Source organism: Psychromonas sp., assembly GCF_047632995.1.
Taxonomy (GTDB): domain Bacteria; phylum Pseudomonadota; class Gammaproteobacteria; order Enterobacterales; family Psychromonadaceae; genus Psychromonas.
The window spans coordinates 24,351-46,211 of the sequence record NZ_JBLIEK010000019.1 but is presented as its reverse complement, the minus strand read 5'-3'; the positions used below and the strand labels follow the sequence as shown (position 1 = coordinate 46,211).

General features: G+C 40.8%; 19 protein-coding genes and 1 pseudogene. 11 read left to right on the top strand and 9 right to left on the bottom strand.

Features of this window, described 5'->3' with window-relative positions:
• The 6 genes and pseudogenes from ACJAT7_RS05465 to ACJAT7_RS05440 form a co-directional block, all read left to right on the top strand.
• Positions 1–281: pseudogene (locus tag ACJAT7_RS05465) on the top strand (hypothetical protein); the annotation flags it as partial.
• A gap of 88 nt (positions 282–369) precedes the next feature.
• The gene (locus tag ACJAT7_RS05460) at positions 370–1,716 is read left to right on the top strand and encodes a bile acid:sodium symporter (protein WP_415225793.1); all 1,347 of its coding nucleotides are present in this window, start codon (positions 370–372) and stop codon (positions 1,714–1,716) included.
• Between the two features lie 72 nt (positions 1,717–1,788).
• Positions 1,789–2,439 carry a peroxiredoxin gene (locus ACJAT7_RS05455; protein ID WP_415225792.1) on the top strand — a complete coding sequence of 217 codons (651 nt, stop codon included), beginning with the start codon at positions 1,789–1,791 and terminating at the stop codon, positions 2,437–2,439.
• A gap of 128 nt (positions 2,440–2,567) precedes the next feature.
• Positions 2,568–3,044: a PaaI family thioesterase gene (locus ACJAT7_RS05450; protein ID WP_415225791.1), complete on the top strand. Its 477-nt coding sequence runs from the start codon at positions 2,568–2,570 to the stop codon at positions 3,042–3,044.
• Positions 3,045–3,053: 9 nt separating this feature from the next.
• Positions 3,054–3,887, top strand: coding sequence for an MBL fold metallo-hydrolase (locus ACJAT7_RS05445; RefSeq protein WP_415225790.1), 834 nt, complete (start codon positions 3,054–3,056; stop codon positions 3,885–3,887).
• Between the two features lie 96 nt (positions 3,888–3,983).
• Positions 3,984–5,132 (top strand): MFS transporter, encoded by a 1,149-nt coding sequence (locus tag ACJAT7_RS05440; protein ID WP_415225789.1) that lies wholly within the window; start codon positions 3,984–3,986, stop codon positions 5,130–5,132.
• Positions 5,133–5,258: 126 nt separating this feature from the next.
• Here ACJAT7_RS05440 and ACJAT7_RS05435 read toward each other — a convergent pair whose 3' ends face one another.
• From ACJAT7_RS05435 to leuC, 5 genes are all read right to left on the bottom strand, one after another.
• A complete protein-coding gene (locus tag ACJAT7_RS05435) occupies positions 5,259–5,630 on the bottom strand; it encodes a CoA-binding protein (protein WP_415225788.1) in 372 nt (123 codons plus the stop codon).
• 55 nt (positions 5,631–5,685) lie between these two features.
• Positions 5,686–7,026, bottom strand: a complete 1,341-nt coding sequence (locus ACJAT7_RS05430; RefSeq protein ID WP_415225787.1) for a sigma-54 interaction domain-containing protein — start codon at positions 7,024–7,026, stop codon at positions 5,686–5,688.
• A gap of 93 nt (positions 7,027–7,119) precedes the next feature.
• Positions 7,120–8,646, bottom strand: a complete 1,527-nt coding sequence (locus ACJAT7_RS05425) for an alpha-isopropylmalate synthase regulatory domain-containing protein (RefSeq protein WP_415225786.1) — start codon at positions 8,644–8,646, stop codon at positions 7,120–7,122.
• Between the two features lie 159 nt (positions 8,647–8,805).
• Entirely contained in the window at positions 8,806–9,420 is a 615-nt protein-coding gene (leuD, locus tag ACJAT7_RS05420; protein ID WP_415225785.1) for a 3-isopropylmalate dehydratase small subunit, read from the bottom strand.
• Positions 9,421–9,430: 10 nt separating this feature from the next.
• Entirely contained in the window at positions 9,431–10,828 is a 1,398-nt protein-coding gene (leuC, locus tag ACJAT7_RS05415; protein WP_415225784.1) for a 3-isopropylmalate dehydratase large subunit, read from the bottom strand.
• A gap of 345 nt (positions 10,829–11,173) precedes the next feature.
• On the opposite strand from leuC, the gene rnd reads away from it, so the two are divergent.
• The gene (gene rnd / locus ACJAT7_RS05410; protein WP_415225783.1) at positions 11,174–12,283 is read left to right on the top strand and encodes a ribonuclease D; all 1,110 of its coding nucleotides are present in this window, start codon (positions 11,174–11,176) and stop codon (positions 12,281–12,283) included.
• Between the two features lie 97 nt (positions 12,284–12,380).
• Positions 12,381–13,730: an AmpG family muropeptide MFS transporter gene (locus ACJAT7_RS05405; protein WP_415225782.1), complete on the top strand. Its 1,350-nt coding sequence runs from the start codon at positions 12,381–12,383 to the stop codon at positions 13,728–13,730.
• A 157-nt stretch (positions 13,731–13,887) separates the two neighbouring features.
• Here the strand turns inward: ACJAT7_RS05405 and ACJAT7_RS05400 are convergent, their stop codons facing one another.
• The 3 genes from ACJAT7_RS05400 to pomA all read right to left on the bottom strand — a co-directional run bounded on the left by ACJAT7_RS05400 (position 13,888) and on the right by pomA (position 17,020).
• Entirely contained in the window at positions 13,888–14,739 is an 852-nt protein-coding gene (locus ACJAT7_RS05400; protein WP_415225781.1) for a PA4780 family RIO1-like protein kinase, read from the bottom strand.
• Positions 14,740–15,230: 491 nt separating this feature from the next.
• Positions 15,231–16,244 (bottom strand): flagellar motor protein MotB, encoded by a 1,014-nt coding sequence (locus ACJAT7_RS05395; protein ID WP_415225780.1) that lies wholly within the window; start codon positions 16,242–16,244, stop codon positions 15,231–15,233.
• Positions 16,244–17,020 (bottom strand): flagellar motor protein PomA, encoded by a 777-nt coding sequence (pomA, locus tag ACJAT7_RS05390; RefSeq protein ID WP_415225779.1) that lies wholly within the window; start codon positions 17,018–17,020, stop codon positions 16,244–16,246. Before pomA ends, ACJAT7_RS05395 begins: the two co-directional genes overlap by 1 nt.
• Positions 17,021–17,232: 212 nt before the next feature.
• Here pomA and xseB point away from each other — a divergent pair, with 212 nt between their 5' ends.
• The 3 genes from xseB to dxs all read left to right on the top strand — a co-directional run bounded on the left by xseB (position 17,233) and on the right by dxs (position 20,308).
• Entirely contained in the window at positions 17,233–17,466 is a 234-nt protein-coding gene (gene xseB / locus ACJAT7_RS05385; protein ID WP_415225778.1) for an exodeoxyribonuclease VII small subunit, read from the top strand.
• A gap of 8 nt (positions 17,467–17,474) precedes the next feature.
• Positions 17,475–18,365 carry a (2E,6E)-farnesyl diphosphate synthase gene (gene ispA / locus ACJAT7_RS05380; RefSeq protein WP_415225777.1) on the top strand — a complete coding sequence of 297 codons (891 nt, stop codon included), beginning with the start codon at positions 17,475–17,477 and terminating at the stop codon, positions 18,363–18,365.
• 83 nt (positions 18,366–18,448) lie between these two features.
• Positions 18,449–20,308 carry a 1-deoxy-D-xylulose-5-phosphate synthase gene (dxs, locus tag ACJAT7_RS05375; RefSeq protein ID WP_415225776.1) on the top strand — a complete coding sequence of 620 codons (1,860 nt, stop codon included), beginning with the start codon at positions 18,449–18,451 and terminating at the stop codon, positions 20,306–20,308.
• Here the strand turns inward: dxs and ACJAT7_RS05370 are convergent.
• On the bottom strand, positions 20,305–21,813 hold the full coding sequence (locus ACJAT7_RS05370; protein ID WP_415225775.1) for an ABC transporter substrate-binding protein: 1,509 nt from the start codon (positions 21,811–21,813) through the stop codon (positions 20,305–20,307). The two genes, dxs and ACJAT7_RS05370, sit on opposite strands and share 4 nt — an antisense overlap.
• Positions 21,814–21,861 lie beyond the last annotated feature (48 nt).

The following is a 21,861-nucleotide window of genomic DNA, read 5'->3' as shown; positions in this document are numbered from 1 at the left end:
GCGGACAAGGCATAGCAAACGGCCAAAGTCGTGGACAAGGCGAAGCAAACGGGCAAGGTCGCGGACAAGGCGTAGCAAACGGCCAAGGTCGCGGACAAGGCATAGCAAACGGCCAAAGTCGTGGACAAGGCGAAGCAAACGGGCAAGGTCGCGGACAAGGCGTAGCAAACGGCCAAGGTCGCGGACAAGGCATAGCAAACGGCCAAGGTCGCGGACAAGGCATAGCAAACGGCCAAGGTCGCGGACAAGGCGTAGCAAATGGTCAAGAGCAACAGGGTTAAAACAAACGTCTAACCTAAAATAGACCTGCTTTATTGAAGAAGAATGTAAAAAAGCAGGTTTATTATTTTCAAGTAATATAAGGCAACAATGAACAAATTATCTTGGCTGCAAAAAAATCTAATATTCAGCATTCCGTTGACTATGATACTTGCCTTAATTTATGGCTCTTTCAGTGAGGTGAGTTATCTTAAAAATCTGATTATCCCGCTTACTTTCCTTATGGTTTTACCTATGATGATCACCCTGCCTATCCGTAAGGTATTTGAAGGTGGGGATATGAAAGTACAGTTTGTGACTCAGTTTCTTAATTTTGCAATTACTCCATTTATTGCTTTTGCTATCGGTTTAGCCTTCTTTTCTGATAATAAATATCTGGCATTAGGACTTTTATTAACAGGTCTGCTACCGACATCAGGTATGACTATCTCATGGACGGGTATGGCAAAAGGGAATATGGCTGCCGCCATTAAAATGACCATTTTTGGTCTGTTACTCGGTTCTCTCCTAACCCCACTTTATATTAATCAGCTGATGGGCGCAGAAGTAGAAATTGAGATGATAAAAATCATCCAGCAGATTACTATTATTATCATTATCCCGCTTATTCTTGGTCACCTTATTCAACGAACGCTCATTCGCCGGTACGGTATGGCACATTATCAGGAGAAATTAAAAAATCAATTTACGCCAATATCAACCTTAGGGGTGTTGGGTATTGTATTTGTTGCAATGGCACTAAAAGCAAAAACAATTTTCCATGATCCATTTCTATTAGTTAATATTTTTATACCGCTTTTACTACTTTATGTAAGCAATTTCATTATCAGCACTGTTATTGGAAAACTGTTCTTTAACCGTGAGGATGCGATTGCACTGCTTTACGGTAGTGTAATGCGTAATCTATCTATCGCTCTGGCGATAGCAATGACCGCATTTGGTGAGGAAGGCTCTGATATCGCATTAGTGATTTCACTTGGTTATGTTATTCAAGTGCAGATGGGTGCATGGGTAGTTAAATTTACCGAGCAAATTTATGGCAAAGCAGAAGCACCTATTGCCGAGCAGTTTATACATGAAGGGATATTCTCACTGCACCAGTCAGATACACTACAGCAAGCGATTCATCTACTTTCAGAAGAGAAAATTCATTCTCTGGCGGTACTCGATCAGCACGAAAAAATAACGGGCATACTCACTCTTAAGCAAGCTCTTAATTTAGTAGCAGAAGAGAAATCGATGCAGACATTATTATCAAGCCTGACGCTAATAAAACCGACTCTAATGGATATACAACAACCAATAGCCTTAGTCGCTAAAGAGATGAAACGTACCCATAACTACAAGGTGCTTATCACTAATAAAAAAGGTCAGATCGAAGGGGTTATTTCCAGTATTGATATACTAGAATTTCTTAATGCATCGATTGATAAGTAGCGACTATATAAATAATTTTTTAACCACACTATGAAGATTTGCTTCAATAGGATTAATAAAAAGGTAATTAATATGAACGATATTGAACAAAATATAGTTGCATTCCCACAGTTGAATAAGCCGGCGCCTGCTTTTGAAGCAAAAACAACACATGGCGTAAAAAAACTAGCTGATTACAAAGGCAAGTGGCTAATACTCTTCTCTCACCCAGCAGATTTTACACCCGTATGCACAACAGAGTTTATCGCTTTCGCCAAACATCATGATGAATTTTTAGCAGAAGGCGCAGATCTACTAGGTTTATCCATTGACAGTTATTACAGCCATGTTGCATGGGTACGTAATATAAAAGAGAAATTTTCAGTGGATATAAAATTCCCAATTATCGAAGATTTATCGATGTCCGTGGCTAAGTCATACGGAATGGTTCATCCTGGTGCCTCCGACACATCGGCAGTACGCGCTACTTTTATCATCGATCCCGAGGGTGTTTTAAGAGCAATGGTTTACTATCCCATGAGTAATGGCCGTTCAATTCCTGAGTTTTTACGTTTACTTCGAGCTTTAAAAACAGCGGATGCCCATAAAGTTGCCACGCCTGAAGGTTGGCAGCCGGGTGATAAAGTTATAGTACCACCACCACAGGATAGTGCTGCAGCAGAAAGTCGTATGAGTGAAGGTTATGAATGTACCGACTGGTATTTCTGTAAAAAAGAGATATAAATAACCTTCGGTAATATCGTTCGGGTATATCAATGCCACTGCATATTAACAATATATACCCGTTCAACCCCATCCTCCTTTGAGGATGAAAGTAAAATACCTTCTTCAATAATCTAAAAAGAGTATAAATGAATAATCCAGAAAAAATATTATTACAAAATGAAATTAATAAACTTGATCTTATTGATTCAACTTTACTGGTAGGGCAAGTCGCTAAACAGCCAAACCATCAATACTGCATGTTGTGTGGGGAGCAGTCCACTTTCGGTTTAAAACTTGCTTTTTATGGTGATCAGCAGGGAGTTGTTTGGGCAAGGGCTAAAGGCAGTATCCACCAGCAGGGTTACCAAGGTATTTTACATGGCGGTTTTATTGCGGCACTACTCGATGCAGGGATGTGCCAATCTATTTTTAACCAAGGTGCACAAGCGGTAACTGCAGATATAAATATCCGCTATCTTGCCGAGATCCCGCTTAACGCAGAGATCTTGATCCGCGGAAAAATAAACAAACACTCATTATCACTTTATAAAGTGGAAGCAGAGATCTATGTTAAGCAACAACTAATGGCTAAAAGTACAGCACGTTTTATGAAACGCCAATAAGGAAAAATGATGACAACCACAATCACATTGCTCGTTGATAACCGGGCAGAAACAGGATTGAAACATGAACATGGCCTGTCTGTTTTAATTGAGCAGCAAGGCAAACGGATCTTATTTGATAACGGGCAAAATGATGCACTGTTTTATAATGCAGAAAAATTAGCTACCCCCCTTCACTCTCTGGATCTGATTATTCTAAGCCATGGCCATTATGATCATGGTGGTAATTTAGCACGCCTGTTAGACATCAACCCTGATGCACTTTTTTATGCACATCCCGACTGCATGCAAACCCGCTACTCGCTCCACCCTAATAAAGCCCCCCGCACTATCTCTTTAACAAAAACGGTCGTCGAGGCAATTGAGGCATTCCCTGATAATCAAAAAAAATTTATCACTAGTCCGACTGAAATATGCTCAGGAATTTGGCTAACAGGTCAGATCCCACGTCTTTGTGAGATTGAAGATACCGGCGGCCCTTTTTTCCTAGATAAAGAGAAAAAGCAGGTCGATCAACTCAATGATGATATGAGCCTGTGGATTGAAACAGAAGATGGATTGACAGTTATTTGCGGGTGTTGCCATTCCGGCATTATCAATACACTTAACTATATCAAACAGCAAACAGGCGAAGCTGCGCGAATCAATAATTTACTGGGCGGTTTGCACTTGGTAAATGCAAATCAACAACGGCTAAACGGCACCATTGATTATTTAAATAAGCAACATATTGAAACCATCTACCCGGCACATTGCACGGGCGATAACTCTATCTTATTACTCAAAAAACAATTTAAGAATAAGCTGCAAACTGCCAAAGCAGGATTGCAACTGACACTATAACAGTCAGAGAAATCTACTATTGAACGCGCTATTTAAGGGCGGCCCAGCAGCCTAACTATAAGCACAATCAGTAACAAAACCAGATAATGGGAAATCATGAGTAACAAAGAGTTTAAAAAATCGCAGGTATTTACTATCTCTGCCGCGCATATGCTACATGACACATATTCAGCATTTTTAGCCCCCTTATTACCCCTTTTGATCGAAAAATTGGGAATGTCTTTATCAATAAGTGCTTTATTAGAGATTGCCAGAAGAATTCCGACACTTTTAAATCCGTTTTTTGGCCTGCTCGCTGAAAAAACAGGGGTAAAGTATTTTGTGATTTTAACGCCTGCAATCACGGCAATATCAATGAGTTTAATTGGGCTTGCACAATCATATACTGTTCTTTTTATCCTGTTATTTGTATCAGGAATCAGTTCTGCACTTTTCCATGTACCTTCTCCAGTAATTATAAAAGAAGCATCGGGCGACAAAATAGGAATGGGCATGAGCTGGTTTATGGTCGGTGGAGAATCGGCAAGAACAATCGGACCATTACTCGTAACAGCTGCCGTCACTCTTTGGGGATTGGAAGGGATCTATAAACTAATGCCTTTAGGCCTGATAGCATCTTTTATCTTATACCTGAAACTCAAAGATATTGATCTGCATCGCCCGATTAGAAAAGCAAAGGAAAAAGGTGATACCAGAAAACTATTGAAAAAATACACACCATTTTTTACAGTTTTGGCCTCTTATCTGTTTTTTCAGGCGGGGATGAAAAGTGCCGTAACACTTTATCTGCCTGTCTATTTAACAAGTCAGGGGGAGAGTCTTTGGTACGCAGGTATCTCTTTATCTATCCTGCAGTTTTTTGGTGTCTTGGGGGCTTTTTTTGCCGGAAATATATCTGACAGGATAGGTAGAAAAAATACGCTGCTTATTAGCAGTATTGCCTCAACTTTATGCATGGGGCTTTTTATCTACTTCGGCAGTATCTATATACTCGCCTTTTTAGGTCTGTTTCTTTTGTCTTCAGGTCCAGTGATTATGGCCAGTGTGCAGGACACACACACCCATATGCCAACATTTATGAACAGTATGTATATGTTGATAAGCTTTAGTATCTCCTCAATGGTTATCTTTGGCGTTGGACTTTTAGGAGATAATTTAGGCCTGCAAACAACCTATATTATCTGCAACGTTTTAGCGATTGGCTCGATTCCTTTTGCCTTTTTGTTAACAAAACAGATCAAATAGAAATTGTAAAATCACGCGAGTGTCAACAGACTAAAATTCTCATTATTATATACAAAATTAATATGCTTATTTAAGTCTGAAGGCGCTGTTGCTTAAGGTAACGTTCTCACTTAACTCAGATGATCATTAAAACTGATTTGTTCTTAGCATTACTAACGTGCAGCCAATAACAACTTCAATATCATTCTCAATAAATTTTGCTTGTAGCTCAGAATGTTCAGTCCCTGGATTTAAAATAATTCTTTTAGGCGCTAAGTATAAAATATCATCAAGATATGACTCTAGAATTTTAGGGTTTACATAAACAGTTAGAGTATGAATATCATTATGGCGATCTTTTAATGAAGTTAAATTAGGAAAAACATTATAACCTTCAACCTTTTTATAACGTGGGTGAATGAGATGAACCACATGTTTATATTCCTCTAACATTTTTAATGCTTTATATGCATATCGATCCGGTTTATGACTTGCTCCTAAAATCGCTGTGTTTTTCAAAGTGTGCTTCCTTATTAATTTATATTGATATCAATACCTTAATACGGGAATAAGCTTAAAAGCTTATTCCGTACTTCTTCATTTTACGAAATAGCGTAGTTTTATGTATCCCTAATGCTTTTGCCGTTGCTATTTTACTGTGGTTATTTTTTAAGGCATCCATAATCACCTGTTTTTCAGCCTCCTCCCTGCCACTTCCCAACGCACCTGGAATGTCACCTTGCCGCTTTTCCAGCGCTAAATTTGCCGTCTCGGCAAAGGGAAAACAACTCAGTTGAATATAATCTTTTTGCGATAGCACACAAGCACGTTCAATGCTGTTTTCCAATTCTCGAATATTGCCCGGCCAGGCATAAGACTGCAGAGAATGCAGTGCCTCTGCGCTGATCCCCTGAATCGATTTATTATGCAGTTGATTAAAGCGCTTAATAAAAGCTTCTACTAAAAAAGGAATATCTTCAAATCGTTGTGCCAATGTCGGCAAAGATATTTTAATCACATTTAAACGGTAATAAAGATCTTCGCGGAATTTACCCTGAGACACCAAATCCGATAAATTTTTATTGGTTGCTGTGATAATTCTGGCTTGCGTTTTTTCTACCTTATTACTGCCAACAGGTTCAAACTCATGTTCTTGTAAAACCCGCAATAAACGCACTTGCAGTGCAGGCGAAATATCGCCGATCTCATCTAAAAACAAGGTTCCCTTACCTGCTCTGGCAAAGTAGCCCAGCTTGTTTTCAAGTGCGCCAGTAAACGCCCCTTTTACATGACCAAACAAGGTGGATTCTAATAAATTTTCCGGTAATGCGGCACAATTAACGGCGATAAAGGGGGCTTGGTTTCTGCTGCTTAAATAATGTAGCGCTTTGGCTGCCACCTCTTTTCCTGTTCCGGTTTCGCCATTAATCAATACCGTTGTAGAGGTATCCGCTACTGCTTCAACCAGACTTATCACCGATTTCATCGCGTCACTATGGCTGCTTAAAAGTGGGGTTTTTGACTGTTGATCAAGCTGCTTTTTTAATATTTCTATTTCCGATATATCGCGGAACGTTTCCGCCCCGCCGATTATCTCTCCTGAATGATCTTTTAACACTGCGGTTGATAAGGTAACAGGAATTTTTCTGCCACGACTGTTAATAAAATAACAACGCTTGTCGATAATCGGTTTACCCGTGCGCAGTGTTTCCCGCAAGGCGCATTGCTCACCGCATAAACTCGAACGAAAAACTTCCGAACAATGCCGCCCTAATGCAGCATTACGCTTAATACCTGTAATGGTCTCAGCAGCGCGGTTAAACGAGCTAATTTTCCAGTCTCGGTCAACACTAAAGACACCATCAGAGATACTCTCTAAAATAGTACTGTTATCTAATGTCTGTTTGCTGGCCATTACATTACTCTCCACAAAAAGAGCGCATTAAGTGCGCTTAATTCATACGCGGCAAACCACCAGAAAAGTGAAGGGCCGGTGGTTTGTGCAAGGTTACTTATGCATCTTCAAATTAATCATACGGATAGTAGCGCCAACACCGGCTAACACTTGATTAGAATTTACCCCTCGCGTGGTTAATCTTTGTCCATTATCCTGCCAAGTCACCAAACATTCTGTTAATGCACTTGTTTGTCCACCAGGGGGAATACGCAGCTGATAATCGAGTAACTCTGGAAATTCAAAATGCTCTTCCGCTAATACTTTTTTCATCGCCCCGATAAAGGCATCAAAACCGCCATTACCGCTACCGCTGCGTTTGTAAATTTTATCGTTAACACGAACCCGGATACTGACTGTCGATTCAAGATCTAAACCTGAGTTAATTGAACAGTTTAATAGCTCAACATAATTATAATCGTTGCGTTCTAAAAGATCCGCAATAATAAAAGGTAAATCGTCAGCACCAATACTGGCTTTTTGATCGCCCAGTCGAACGATACGTTTCAACAGTTTTTTCTGCTGATCAGGATCAAGCTCGATATCCATCGCTTGTAAGTTTTTAGCCAGAGAAGCTTTGCCACTCATTTTGCCAAGTGCATAACGGCGAGAGCGTGCGAAACGCTCGGGTGTTAATGCGGATATATACAGCCCCCCTTTTGTATCACCATCAGCATGAATACCGCTGGTTTGGGTGAATACATCGGCACCCACAATTGGGGTGTTATCAGCAATGCGTTTGCCTGAAAAGTTTTCAACCAGTTGGCTTAAATTGTGGATTTCACTTTCATCAATATTCACTTTTTTGCCAAGTTTATCTTGCAAAACTACCGCAACTTCAGTTAATGAAGCATTCCCCGCACGTTCGCCTAAACAGTTCATCGTACAGTGAATCGAAGAGACTCCGGCTTTGACTGCAAACATCGCATTAGCGGTTGCCAGGCCGTAATCATTATGCGGGTGGAAATCAAACTGTAAATGGGGGAAACGAGCAATCATATCGCTTAAACTGGCAAAGACCTCATCGGGAGACATCACGCCTAAGGTATCAGGCAGCATAAAATGCTGGATGCCGCTATCTTGCAGTTTAGCAACCATATCATAAACATACTCAGGACTGTCTTTATAACCATTTGACCAGTCTTCAAGGTAAATATTTACGCTTAATCCCTGCTGCTGTGCATATTCAATCGTTTGCTTTACATCATGAATATGCTCATCGAGTGTTTTACGTAACTGATCACTGCAATGTTTTAAACTACCTTTGGCAAGCAGGTTTAATACCCTGCCGCCGGTGTCCGTTATCCAATCAACACTTAAAGTATGATCGACAAAGCCCAGTACTTCAATCCGCTCAACCACCCCTTCTGCAGCCGCCCAGCGGTTAAGCTTTGTCACCGCCTCTTTCTCACCTTCAGAAACGCGCGCTGATGCAACTTCGATGCGGTCAATTTTTAGCTTCTGCAATAGTGCTTTCGCGATACTGACTTTTTCAGCAGGAGAGAATGAAACAGCTTGAGTCTGCTCGCCATCACGTAAGGTTGTATCCATTAACTGCACAGTGGCATTTTGCTGCGTCATTGCCTTACTCCATCTATAAACGGGTTTAAAAGCTTATTGAATTGAGTATTAAAATCAATCCGATAAGTTTTCTCTCAAAAAATAAATAAAAAGGCGCAACAGGTGCGCCTTTTATTACAAAAATCTAATCATTGCACTTTCAAAATTTTAACGTGATGATTATTTCCATAACCATGGAAGTGATTTTTTCTGTTTCTCTTCAAACGCGGTGATCTTATCTTCGTGTTTCAACGTCCATGCTATGTCATCAAGACCTTCAAGCAAGGTTTCCTTACGGAACTGATCAACGTCAAAATTGATTTCAATACCGCCAGGTGTCGACAATTTTTGTGCTTCAAGATCAACACTAAACGCAACACCTTCATTTGCAGAAATTTCAGCCATTAATGCAGCAAGTTGCTCTTTGCTGACTATAATAGGCAAAATACTGTTTTTGAAACAGTTGCTGAAGAAAATATCAGCATAACTTGTTGATATAATGGTGTTGAAACCGTAATCTGCGATTGCCCATTGAGCATGCTCACGCGAAGAGCCACAACCAAAGTTTTCTCCGGCAACTAATATCTTAGCGCCTTTAAAAGCCGGTTTGTTGAGCTCAAAATCCGGGTTTGGTGTAACGTTATCGGCAAGGAAACGCCAGTTATGAAACAGGTGAATACCAAAACCTGTGCGTTCCACTTTTTTCATAAAGTTTTTAGGAATTATTTGGTCTGTATCAACGTTACTGCGATCCATTAATGCCGCAATACTCGTATGTTTAATATATGGTTGCATTATCTATTCCCTATTTCCAATCTCGAATGTCTACAAAATGGCCTTCAACTGAAGCAGCCGCAGCCATCGCAGGTGAAACAAGGTGAGTACGACCGCCTTTACCTTGACGACCTTCGAAATTACGGTTTGAAGTAGATGCGCTACGTTGACCCGCTTTCAGCTCATCACCGTTCATTGCAAGACACATTGAACAACCTGGATCACGCCATTCCCAACCGGCGTCGATAAATATTTTATCTAGACCTTCAGCTTCAGCTTGACGTTTCACCGGGAAAGACCCAGGGACTGCAATAGCTTGTACGCCTGCAGCCACTTTTTTGCCTTTCAGCAATGCCGCAGCGGCACGGAAATCTTCAATACGTCCGTTTGTGCAAGAACCGATAAATACGATATCAATATTGATATCAGTAATTTTTTGTCCCGCTTTCAGATCCATATATTTAAGTGCATTTACACATGCTTGTGATTTAACTGCATCGTCAAAATCACTTGGTGCAGGAACAACACAGTCTACCGAAACAACTTGCTCAGGAGATGTTCCCCATGAAACTTGCGGTGCAATATCTTTGGCGTTAAGCGTAATAACCTTGTCAAACTCAGCACCTTGATCTGTCGTCAACGATTTCCAGTATGCAACAGCTGCATCCCAATCATCACCTTTAGGCGCAAATTCACGGTCTTTTAGGTAATCAAATGTAGTTTGGTCTGGCGCGACTAAACCGGCGCGAGCACCCGCTTCAATTGCCATATTACAAAGTGTCATGCGACCTTCCATTGTAAGGTCAACAATGGTATCTCCCGCAAATTCCATTACGTAACCCGTGCCGCCAGCAGTACCAGTCACAGCGATAATTGCCAGTGCAATATCTTTCGCAGTTGCAAAATCAGGAAGTTTGCCTTCAACTTTCACCAGCATAGTTTTAGCTTTATTCTGCTGCAGCGTTTGTGTTGACAATATATGTTCTACTTCAGAAGTACCGATACCAAATGCTAAAGCACCAAATGCTCCGTGTGTTGCAGTATGACTATCACCACAACAAACCACCATGCCCGGATGGATAAAACCATGCTCAGGTACAATAATATGGATAACGCCAGTTTGGTTGCTGTCCATGCCGTACAGGTTGATATTATTTTCAGCACAGTTTGCGGCCATGGTTTCAACTTGTTTTTTCGCAATAGGATCAACAATATTGTAACGATCTTTTGTCGGTACACAGTGATCGATAGTGCCCAGGATGCTGTGTACGTTGCGCACTTTACGGTTTTCTAGACGAAGACCTTCAAAAGCTTGAGGACTTGTCACTTCATGCATCAGATGTCTGTCAACATACAGAAGCGGAGAACCTGATTCTGGTTCATAAACCAAATGTTCATCCCAGATCTTTTCATACATAGTTTTAGTCATTGTTTTCCTTACCACGCTATACGCATTTTGCTATTACAATCTATCGTCCGTTGATAGATACCCGATTAGGATCATTATCAGAGATGGATTGTTTGAGGTTTCCAGAATCTTCATTCTAATTGATCAGCATCAATCTCACAAGATACGAGCTAAAAAATCATTTCTATTATTGATTATTTATGCAATTAATAACAACTTATATTCACTTTAAAACTTTTTTTACCAATAGCTTAACGCACAATGTCTGCTGCAATAAATTAATGACAGGACTTTTTTGAATATAAATGGATGATTTTCGATTAATTCCGTAAGATATGGTGATTAAATTTATCTCTGGGAATATCTATGCAATTTGAAATCATTACTACACAAGCGCAATTGCATGACTTTGTCACCGCACTCGATAATAGCCCTATCTCTCTCGATACTGAATTTGTACGTACTCGTACCTTCGTCGCTAATCTTGGTTTATTGCAGGTTTCACAAAATAAGAAAATCACCTTAATCGATCCGATTGCTATCAATGACCTATCTGAATTTTGGCTGGCAGTTGATGGGAAAAATTTGATTTTGCATGCCAGCAGTGAAGATTTAGAAATCATTCGTGATCATAAGGGCGATCTCAATTTCAAACTGTTTGATACACAGGTCGCGTGCGCATTCTTGAATTTTGGCGCGTCACTTGGTTACGCTAAAATGGTTGAAATCTTGCAAGATGTGATCGTCGATAAAGGTGAATCTCGTGCTGACTGGTGTGCACGCCCGCTAACGGCAAATCAGCTCAATTATGCGGCGGCTGATGTATTACATCTGCAACCTTGCCTGGAAAAATTGCAGCAGCAGCTTGAAAATAAAAACATGACCCGATTTTTTGAACAAGAGTGTCAGACAATTATGGATCTTAAAATGAAAAAAGAAGATCCGGATAATGCTTATAAGTCGTTAAATAATCTATTTAAATTAGACAGACAAGGCATTGCTGTTATCAAAGCTCTGGCTAAGTGGCGTTTGCATACAGCAAAAGAGCGCAATCTGGCACTTAACTTTGTCGTTAAAGCTGACCACCTCTGGTTATTAGCAAATTATCGCCCTGCCTCTATTGATGATCTGCACCGTTTGCATTTATCACCAAGTGAAATCCGAATCCACGGTCAAACCGTTTTGAATATTATCAATGCAGTAGAAAAGCAGGATGAAAGCAGTTATCCCCCTTTTATTAAACGTTTAGTGGATTTTCCCGCTTACAAGAAAACACTTAAATCGATGCGAGACAAAATCACACTCTGTGCTGAAGAACATGATTTACCTATCGAGTTAATCGCTTCTAAACGTATTATCAATGAATATTTAAGCTGGTTATGGAAACTCGACGATATCCAAAGAGAGCGCGCTGACAGACCTAAATTATTGACAGGCTGGCGATTTGAGCTGATCGGGCATCAATTTGAACATTAGTAGCTGACATGTGTATTTTGGGGTTTATTAACAGACCTCAAAAATTTTCCTGCAGAACTTAGGCAGCCTCTCATTTTTAATAAAAAGCACTGTTGTTATGTCTAAATTAAAATCATGGTTACAAAGCGCTGAAATATATCTTGAAAAGCGCGTCGTCATTTTATTCTTCTTCGGTTTTTCTTCTGGACTGCCCCTGCTTTTAATCTTTACTACGCTCGGATTATGGCTGCGCGGAGCGGGTATTAGTCTGGAAAATATCGGCTATTTTAGTTGGATTCCACTCGCTTATGGTTGGAAATGGGTTTGGTCCCCCTTGGTTGATCGCGTCTCCATTCCACTTTTAACTAACTGGTTAGGGCGCAGGCGTGCTTGGTTATTGTTATCGCAAATTGCCGTTGTATTGGCATTGATTGGTATGGCAAATAGTGATCCTCAGCAAAACTTGAGCGCATTTGTTATCTTCGCCCTCATTGTTGCTTATAGCTCGGCTACCCAAGATATCGTGATTGATGCTTTTCGTATTGAATCTGCGCCGGAGAAATTTCAAGCAGCGATGGCCGCAGCATATATGACAGGTTACCGCATCGCTATGATGGTTGCCGGAGCAGGAGCATTGATCATTACTGCCTGGGCAAGTGATGGCGATGCGTATCAGTTATCTGCATGGTCCATCTCCTACTTGGTTATGGCGGGATGCATGAGTGTGGGAATTATTACCACCTTTGTTTGCCATGAGCCAGATTATGAGAATAAACAAAAAGACAGGGATGCACTGATTGCCAGCAAACTCAAACATCAGCATCTACCTAAAACTATTGCGCACTTTTTAGCCTGGCTTGATATTGCGATTGTTGAACCCTTTGCCGACTTTTTCAACCGTTATGGCAAACCTGCCGCGGTTATCTTACTGCTCATTGGCACTTACCGTATTTCCGATATTGTAATGGGAGTTATGGCCAACCCATTTTATCTGGATATGGGCTATACATTAGGCGAAGTTGCGGCAATTTCCAAAGTGTTTGGTGTGATAATGACTCTGCTGGGCGCGGCGCTTGGCGGTGTTTTGCTGAGCCGTTACAGTACCTATTCAATTCTGTTTTTAGGTGCGTGCTTAGTGGTTATCACGAACCTTATTTTTGCCGTTCTGGCTTTTGTGGGTAAAGATCTGGCTTTATTAACCCTGATTATATCAATGGACAATATCAGTGCGGGGATTGCCACCACGGCATTTATCACTTATATCTCTAAGCTCACTAATATTGAGTTCTCAGCTACGCAGTACGCCCTGTTTAGCTCCCTGATGCTATTATTCCCTAAATTTATTGCCGGTTTCTCAGGCGTATATGTTGAGAGCTTTGGTTATATTGAGTTTTTTGTCGGATCGGCATTAATTGGCGTCCCCGTGTTGGGGTTGATTATCTTACTCAAGAAAATAATTGACGAATAAGCGCGTTGTCCAGGACGGTTTTAACCTGTATTTTGCGAACAATATTGAGGAAGTGATTAGCTCGTAGAGAGTGTCTGCCTATCTGAAGGCGATATCGGTATTACCATCAAAGCAATACCGATAAATAGAGAGTGATCTAGATTTAAAAATGAACTGCTTACAACTCCAGCTCGAGTATGCGTTGGTTATTCTCTTCATACTCTTCGCGCGCAGCTGTAATTTCATGGAGTATATTGTCTACATCGGTTTCTTTATTTGCTTCAATAAATATCCCCGTTAATACTGTATTGCTGGATAATAACCCCGCTTCATATAACATCCATATTTCCTGACCATATTTACTTTGTTCAAGTTGCGGCGCAAATTGAGAATAATAACGGGTCATATTAGCCACATCACGCAGTAACATCCGCTTGGCATTATTGTTCGCTGACGCATCGACCGCTTGCGGTAAATCGATTATCACAGGTCCCCGCTCATCAACCAACACATTAAATTCAGACAGATCGCCGTGGATAATGCCAACATTTAACATGGATACAATATAATTCATTATTTCAAGATGGTCTTCCAATGCCTGCTCTTCTGACATAGAGATATCATTAAGACGAGGCGCTGCACAGCCTTCTTCATCGGTGATCAAATCCATCAAAAGCACACCTTCAAAACAGCCATAAGGTTGCGGCACACGCACACCTGCATCGGCTAATTTATAAAGCGCATCCACTTCCGCATTTTGCCAAACGTTTTCTTGTTGTTCACGGCCAAACTTTGAATTTTTTTCCATTGCGCGAGCACGTCGGCCATTGCGCACTTTGCGTCCTTCACTGTATAAAACAGCTTGTTTAAAACTACGTTTACTGGCTTCTTTATATACTTTAGCGCAACGAATAAAATCGCCACACTGCACTACGTAAACAGTTGCTTCTTTGCCGCTCATTAACTGTTGTAAAACACTGTCGACTAAACCATCGTCCACAAGTGGTTGTATTCTTTTCGGTATTTTCATGTTCTCTTTGTACTTTAAATAATGATTAAAAATAAAAGCAAATGCTTTTAACTGCTTTGAAACCTCTCAGAAGAGGTTTAATATGGCTTTATTTTATTATAGTTGCATTTAAAAACGCAGGCTAATTCTGATTCTCCCTGTTATTGAGTCACCTTTTTTATGATCAGCGCGCAAATAAACAAGCCATCTATTAAAATGTGCGCTCGTCGTTAACTTAAACAAGTGACAACGAAGTTCAAAATAGGGAGATAAAAACTACGTTAGCATGGAGGGAGCATAGCATAAACGGGTAAGCAAACATCTTAAATTAGTTATTCTATCAATCAAGGTATTTTAATTAGTCGCCTAAGGAGAGTGAAGTACACTAAACAATTGGACTTATTCCTGCTTTATGTAAAGTCCAATCACTACAGCCTGCAACTCTTTTCATTTTCTCCTGTACCTATAAGCATAAATTCTAAAAAAAATTTAAAATTATTGCTATAAAAAAACTAACGAGGCTTAGTAATAATTTCTTCGCTTTCAGATGCCTGACCTTGCATTATCATTATCTCGACACGGCGATTACGGCGACGTGCAGCCTTGGTGTTATTGTCGCTCAGCGGTTTGCTGTTGGCGTATCCAGAAACTACTAATTTTTTATCTTTCATTCCCTGCACTTTCAACATTTCATGGGCAACCGAAATAGCGCGCTGGGCAGACAGATCCCAATTGGAACGGTACAGTTCGGATTGTACCGGTTCATTATCAGTGTGCCCTGAAATGGTGATCACGCCAGGTACATCCACTAATATTCCAGCGACCTTATCTATTATTGGACGAAATCGAGGCTGTAAAAATGCAGATCCAGATGGAAACGCGCCTTTTTCACGCACACGAATAATTAACTGTTGGCCAAGTGCCTCAATTTCAATCGCACCATCTTCAATCTCTTCTCTTAGTTCAGCTGCTATTTTTTTAGCTAGTCCGTGCTGCGCAGAAACGCCGGGAGCCGGGGTAAAATCTTGCAACTGAGTTTCCTGAGATTCACTTGTTTTATCTTGCCTTGGCGCCTCTTCTTTTTGTCCTTCAGCATCGCTTTCAGATTTCGATTGCGACATGTTTTCAGCCTGCGCATCCTCTTTTTCCGGCGTGGCTACTTTGCGTTCTTTTACATTTTCTTGACCACCGACTCGGCTTGAATCACCCTCCTGGAAATCCAACTTAGCTTTTGTCACCTCAATGGTTTGTTGCATAATAACTTCAATAGGGGTGGGATCGGGTCTACCGGGGGTAAACTCCTGGGCGATAACGGACGTTCCTTTGGGGATATCTTTCACTTCCAGCATCGACTGCACACCAAATGCATATTTCATAGATCCGGCAATTTGCTTGAATTTGAGCACATCCATTTCCGAAAATGAAAGCAATAAAACAAAGAAACACATTAACAACGCCATTAAATCCGCAAATGTCCCCATCCAAGGAGGCAATCCCTCTGGCGGACAGTTGCACTCTTCTTTCATTATTCGCCACTCGCTTCATCAGTGGTCTTTATATTTCGTTTTGATTCGGGAAGGTAATTACGCAATACCCCCTCAATTACACGCGGATTTTGACCGTCTTGAATACCTAAAACAGCGTCGAGTATCAGACTACGATTGAGTTTTTCTTCCGCCGATCTTAATTTTAATTTATCAGATATAGGGATACAAGCCATATTGGCAATCATGGCCCCATAGAGAGTGGTTAATAAAGCAACCGCCATTGCCGGGCCGATTGACTTAGGATCATCCATATTTGAAAGCATTGCCACCAGCCCCACCAGCGTTCCAATCATCCCCATCGCAGGTGCGACATCGCCAAACTGTTTAAATATTTGCGCCCCGACTTCATGACGGTCAGACGTTAAACGAATATCATTTTCCAATGTAGCCCGCACCACATCTGCATCATGTCCATCAACCAGCATATCAACCCCTTTTTGCATAAAAGGGTTACTGATTTCAGCTTCTTCTAGTGCTAAAAAGCCCCCCTTACGTGCTGCATCTGCCATCTCAACTGATTTAGAAATCAATTCTTCAGTTGAAGCTGCTTTAAACATAAAGGCTTTAGCCGCAATTTTAACCGCGCCCAAAAATTGTCCCATGTTATATTTCATCATAACCACAAAGAATGAACCGCCGAATACGATTAGAATTGATACTGTATCCACAAACATACTAATGGAGCCGCCCAATACCATTGCCATAATAACAAAGCCAAAGGCGCCGAGTATTCCTATCAGAGTTGCTAAATCCACAAAATTTTCCTTTAAAATGACAAACCACAACGAAATGCAAAGTATAGCTTTTTCTATTTATATTACAGTTAAACATTTATAATGTTTAACAATATTTTGCATTCAGTCGGAAGCAGATCACAACTTCACTGTTTAGAGACTATTAATCTGAATGATAATTGACTTGTTATCATGTCATGGTACTTTAAAAAATCAAGCGTAAAGGGAGCAATATGGCGTTGAAAAAACCTGAAAACATGCATTACGAGGAAGCAATTAACGAACTGGAAAATATTGTCAGCCAGTTAGAAGAAGGTGACCTACCTTTAGAAGATGCTTTAAAACAGTTTGAGCGCGGCATTTCTCTGGCGAGAAGTAACAGCCAAAAACTACAAAAAGCACAACAACAAGTCAATATTTTGATGCAGCAAGATACCTTGGCACCACTTCAAGAATATAATGAATAATAAACTCTATGAAACAATTTTCAAATACGCTAAATAACTACCAGCAACGCGTAAACAGACAATTAAAGCAATATATCCATAGCGCAGATCCAATTTCACACACGCTCAATAACGCGATGGATTATGGTACGTTATTAGGTGGGAAACGTGTCCGTCCATTTTTAGTTTATGCTGTCGGAGAAATGCTTGGGTTAACATTAAAAAGCCTTGATCCGCTTGCTTGCGCCGTTGAGTGTATTCATGCTTACTCTCTTATTCATGATGATCTTCCGGCAATGGATGATGATGATCTGCGCCGCGGCCAACCAAGCTGCCATAAAAAATTTGATGAAGCAACGGCCATTTTGGCGGGTGATGCATTGCAAAGTTTAGCCTTTGATATTATCTCTATGCCGAATCCATCGATCAATAGCCAAACACAAATCAAAATGATTAATCGGCTTGCTAAAGCATCGGGTGATCATGGCATGTGCGCGGGGCAAGCTTTGGATTTGGCGGCTGAAAACACACAAGTGGACTTAACAACATTAGAAACTATCCATAATGCAAAAACAGGCGCATTAATACAAATTGCTGTTGAGTTAGCTGCATTAAGCAAGCCAGAGCTGCCTGCTGAACATCTGCGATTATTAAATACTTTTTCAAAGTCGATTGGACTCGCATTCCAAGTTCAAGATGATATCTTAGACGTTATCGGCGATACACAAACACTTGGCAAACCGCAGGGCTCAGATAACTTACTGAATAAATCGACCTATCCCAGTTTACTGGGATTAGAGCAAGCGATGGAAAAAGCGCAGCTGCTTTATCAAGAAGCGCTTCATGCTTTATCGCAATTGCCTTATAATACTGAGTTGCTTGAGTCATTTGCTCAATACATTATCAAACGAGATAGATAATTTACGACCATTTTTGCTGCAACCGCTGACCATAACGTTAGCGGTTTTCTCTTTTAATTTTTTAATAAATGCGACTACTATTTATGCCTTTGGATTTAAAAAACTACCCGTTGCTTGCAAACATTAACTACCCTGAAGATCTGCGTTTATTAAAAAAACAGCAATTACCAGAATTTTGCGATGAATTACGCCTTTTTCTGCTTAATACGGTCAGTCAAAGCAGTGGTCATTTAGCCTCTGGTCTCGGTGTTGTTGAATTAACAGTGGCATTGCATTATGTCTATCACACCCCTTTTGATCACCTTATTTTTGATGTTGGACACCAAGCATACCCGCATAAAATATTAACGGGTCGACGTGACCAAATGAGCAGCATTCGCAACTTTAAAGGTTTACACCCCTTTCCATGGCGTGAAGAGAGTGAATACGATGTATTAAGTGTCGGCCACTCATCGACTTCGATTGGTGCTGCATTAGGTATGTCAATTGCGGCTGAGAAGGAGCAAAAAGACCGTAAAGTCGTTGCCGTTATTGGCGACGGGGCAATTACAGCAGGCATGGCATTTGAAGCACTTAACCATGCGGGTGCACTGCACAACGATATGTTAGTGGTACTTAATGACAATGAGATGTCAATTTCAGAAAATGTAGGTGCGCTAAACAACCATTTAGCTAAAATCTTATCAGGCGATCTATATACCCGGCTGCGTGAAAGCAGTAAAAAAGTACTCTCAAATATCCCGCCAATTAAAGAATTAGCGCGGCGCACCGAAGAGCATATCAAAGGGATGGTCTCACCTGCGACGATATTTGAAGAGTTTGGTTTTAATTATATTGGCCCTATGGATGGCCATAATGTAATAGATTTAGTCGATACATTACACAATATGCGTAACCATTCAGGCCCGCAGTTTTTACATATTATGACCAGAAAAGGCAAAGGTTATAAACAAGCGGAACTCGATCCTATCCGCTATCATGCGGTACCAAAATTTACGCCTGATCAGGATCTCCCAAAATCAGCACCAAGCTCAGCGACATTCTCACAAGTATTTGGTGATTGGTTAAATGATATGGCAGACCAAGATGAGAAGCTTGCTGCAATCACACCAGCCATGAGTGAAGGGTCAGGCATGGTCAAATTCTCTAAACGCCATCCAGATAAATTTTATGATGTAGCGATTGCAGAGCAGCACGCCGTCACGCTTGCCACCGGCATGGCTATTTCAGGCTTAAATCCGATTGTTGCTATCTACTCCAGTTTTTTACAGCGCGCCTATGATCAGCTGATTCATGATGTTGCCATTCAAAATCAAGGTGTCCTGTTTGCTATCGACCGAGCCGGCATTGTCGGCGCGGATGGCCCGACCCATCAAGGTGCTTTTGATTTAAGCTTTTTACGCTGCGTACCCAATATGATAGTCATGGCGCCCTCCGATGAGCAGGAATGCCGCAATATGCTCTACACAGGACACTTACTTAAGCAGCCCGCTGCGGTTCGTTATCCACGCGGCGTCGGCACAGGCATTAAAATAGATAAGCAGATGACACAATTGGAGATAGGTAAAGCGAAGATCGTTTATGAAGGCCAAAATATGGCCATATTATGTTTTGGTACCTTACTGCAACAAGCATTACCCGTCGCGCAAAAACTTGGTGCTACGCTAGTTGATATGCGCTTTGTAAAACCGCTTGATAAAGAATTACTGAATCAGCTGAGTAAAACGTATAAACAGTTTGTTACCATTGAAGAAAATAGTATTGCCGGAGGCGCTGGCTCAAGCGTCAATGAGTATTTCATGGCTCAAAAGATAAATAGGTCGGTCTTAAATATAGGTTTGCCGGATCAATTTATTGAGCAAGGTACGCAACAGGAGATCTATAAACTGCTTGGTTTAGACAGTGCCGGTATTGAACTGCAAATAAATAGCTATTTTAACTAATTCGTTGTTAATAGATGCCAATATGGAATACCGTTTATGGAAAAGATGGTCGCCAGGTTATATTTATTGTCTGTTGCCCAAATTTTATTTTGGAAAAAAAGCGGGATAATGCGATGCTGCTCTTGCATCTCGCCAAAAAGGTTAACTTTATCTTCAATCGAGTTTAGTGATTTTTCTTGCTCAAATAGTGCGCCAATATAGCTGGCTAACTCACTATCAACAAATAAATCCTGGTAGATATTATTACTGTCCATCAAAGAGGTCTGCCAAACGGACAGCGTGAAATCATAATCAAATAGCTGCTTATTCCACACTCCAACGTCCGTTACTTCAGTGACAACCAGTTTTATCCCGACCCTTTTCATCATATTCACTAATGCCTTAGCAACTTCTGGCGTATTGCCCACTTCGTCAACTAAAACCAGTAAGGTCAAATAAGCTGGCATCTCTATTTTATCTAATAGATATTTTGCTCTTGGCACATCATAGGTTGGTAATTGGGGATTGGGTAATTCCAGTTCCACTTGCTGCACAGGTGTAAAGGTGGCTCTGACACTGCCCATATTGTTAATAATGTGTTTGACCATCCCTTCTTGATTGATCGCCAGATGGATTGCATTTCTCGCCACACTACGTTTAAAAACATCCGATCGTTTATCGTTAATGGTAAAAAAAACAACGTTCGAGGAAGTCACTTCAACGAGTGATTTAGATTTAGCAAAATGCACAGTATCAATTGTTTTATTGGAAATGGAGGCACTGATATCAATATCATTAGCTAACAGGGCAAACTGCCGCGAATTAGCCGATTTTATTTTAATAAAATTAAGCTCATTGGTGGCCGCTTGCCCCTGCCAATAATCTTTATTAGCGACAACATCGAGGTGAAGAGCTGGATTATATTGTTTGATTTGGTAAGGACCGGTGCCTGAAATTAACAATTTATTGTGCTGCGGAGATATTATCTCTTGCGCTGTATTGGGATCTATTTTGTTTTGCGTATAAAACGCCGCGTCGAGCACAAAAAAATGGGTTAAATAGTCTAAAAGTTGCGTGTTAGATAAAGCGCTGTGCAGATCAAAACTGTATTTATCGACCCGTTTAATAGAGTTGATCCCGGCAAAAAAGCGCTTTAATTGCGGCTCTTTTACTATTTGCGAAAAGGTCCAGATGACATCTTTACTGCTAAGCTGATTACCTGAGTGAAATTTAATGTTTTTCCTCAAATAAAAGCGGGTAACCCCCGGCTTAATGGTTCTCCATTTTGCCACTAAACGCTTCTCTATTTGGCGCTTATCTGTCCAACGAAATAACGGATCAAAAAACAGATTAGCATATTGCAACTCAAGTGGATCGGTTGCATAAGGCGAAAAGAAGACAGGAAGATCATCCACAGCTATCTTAACCATGTCTGACGCTTGGCCATTTTGATTCGCATTGGCAAACGCAGCGGGTAATAGCGTTAGCGAAGCAAGTATGAGCAGATAAGATAACAATCGAGCCATATTATTAACCGTAAAGTTGAATTAAAAATTGTAACGCGATAGCGGCAC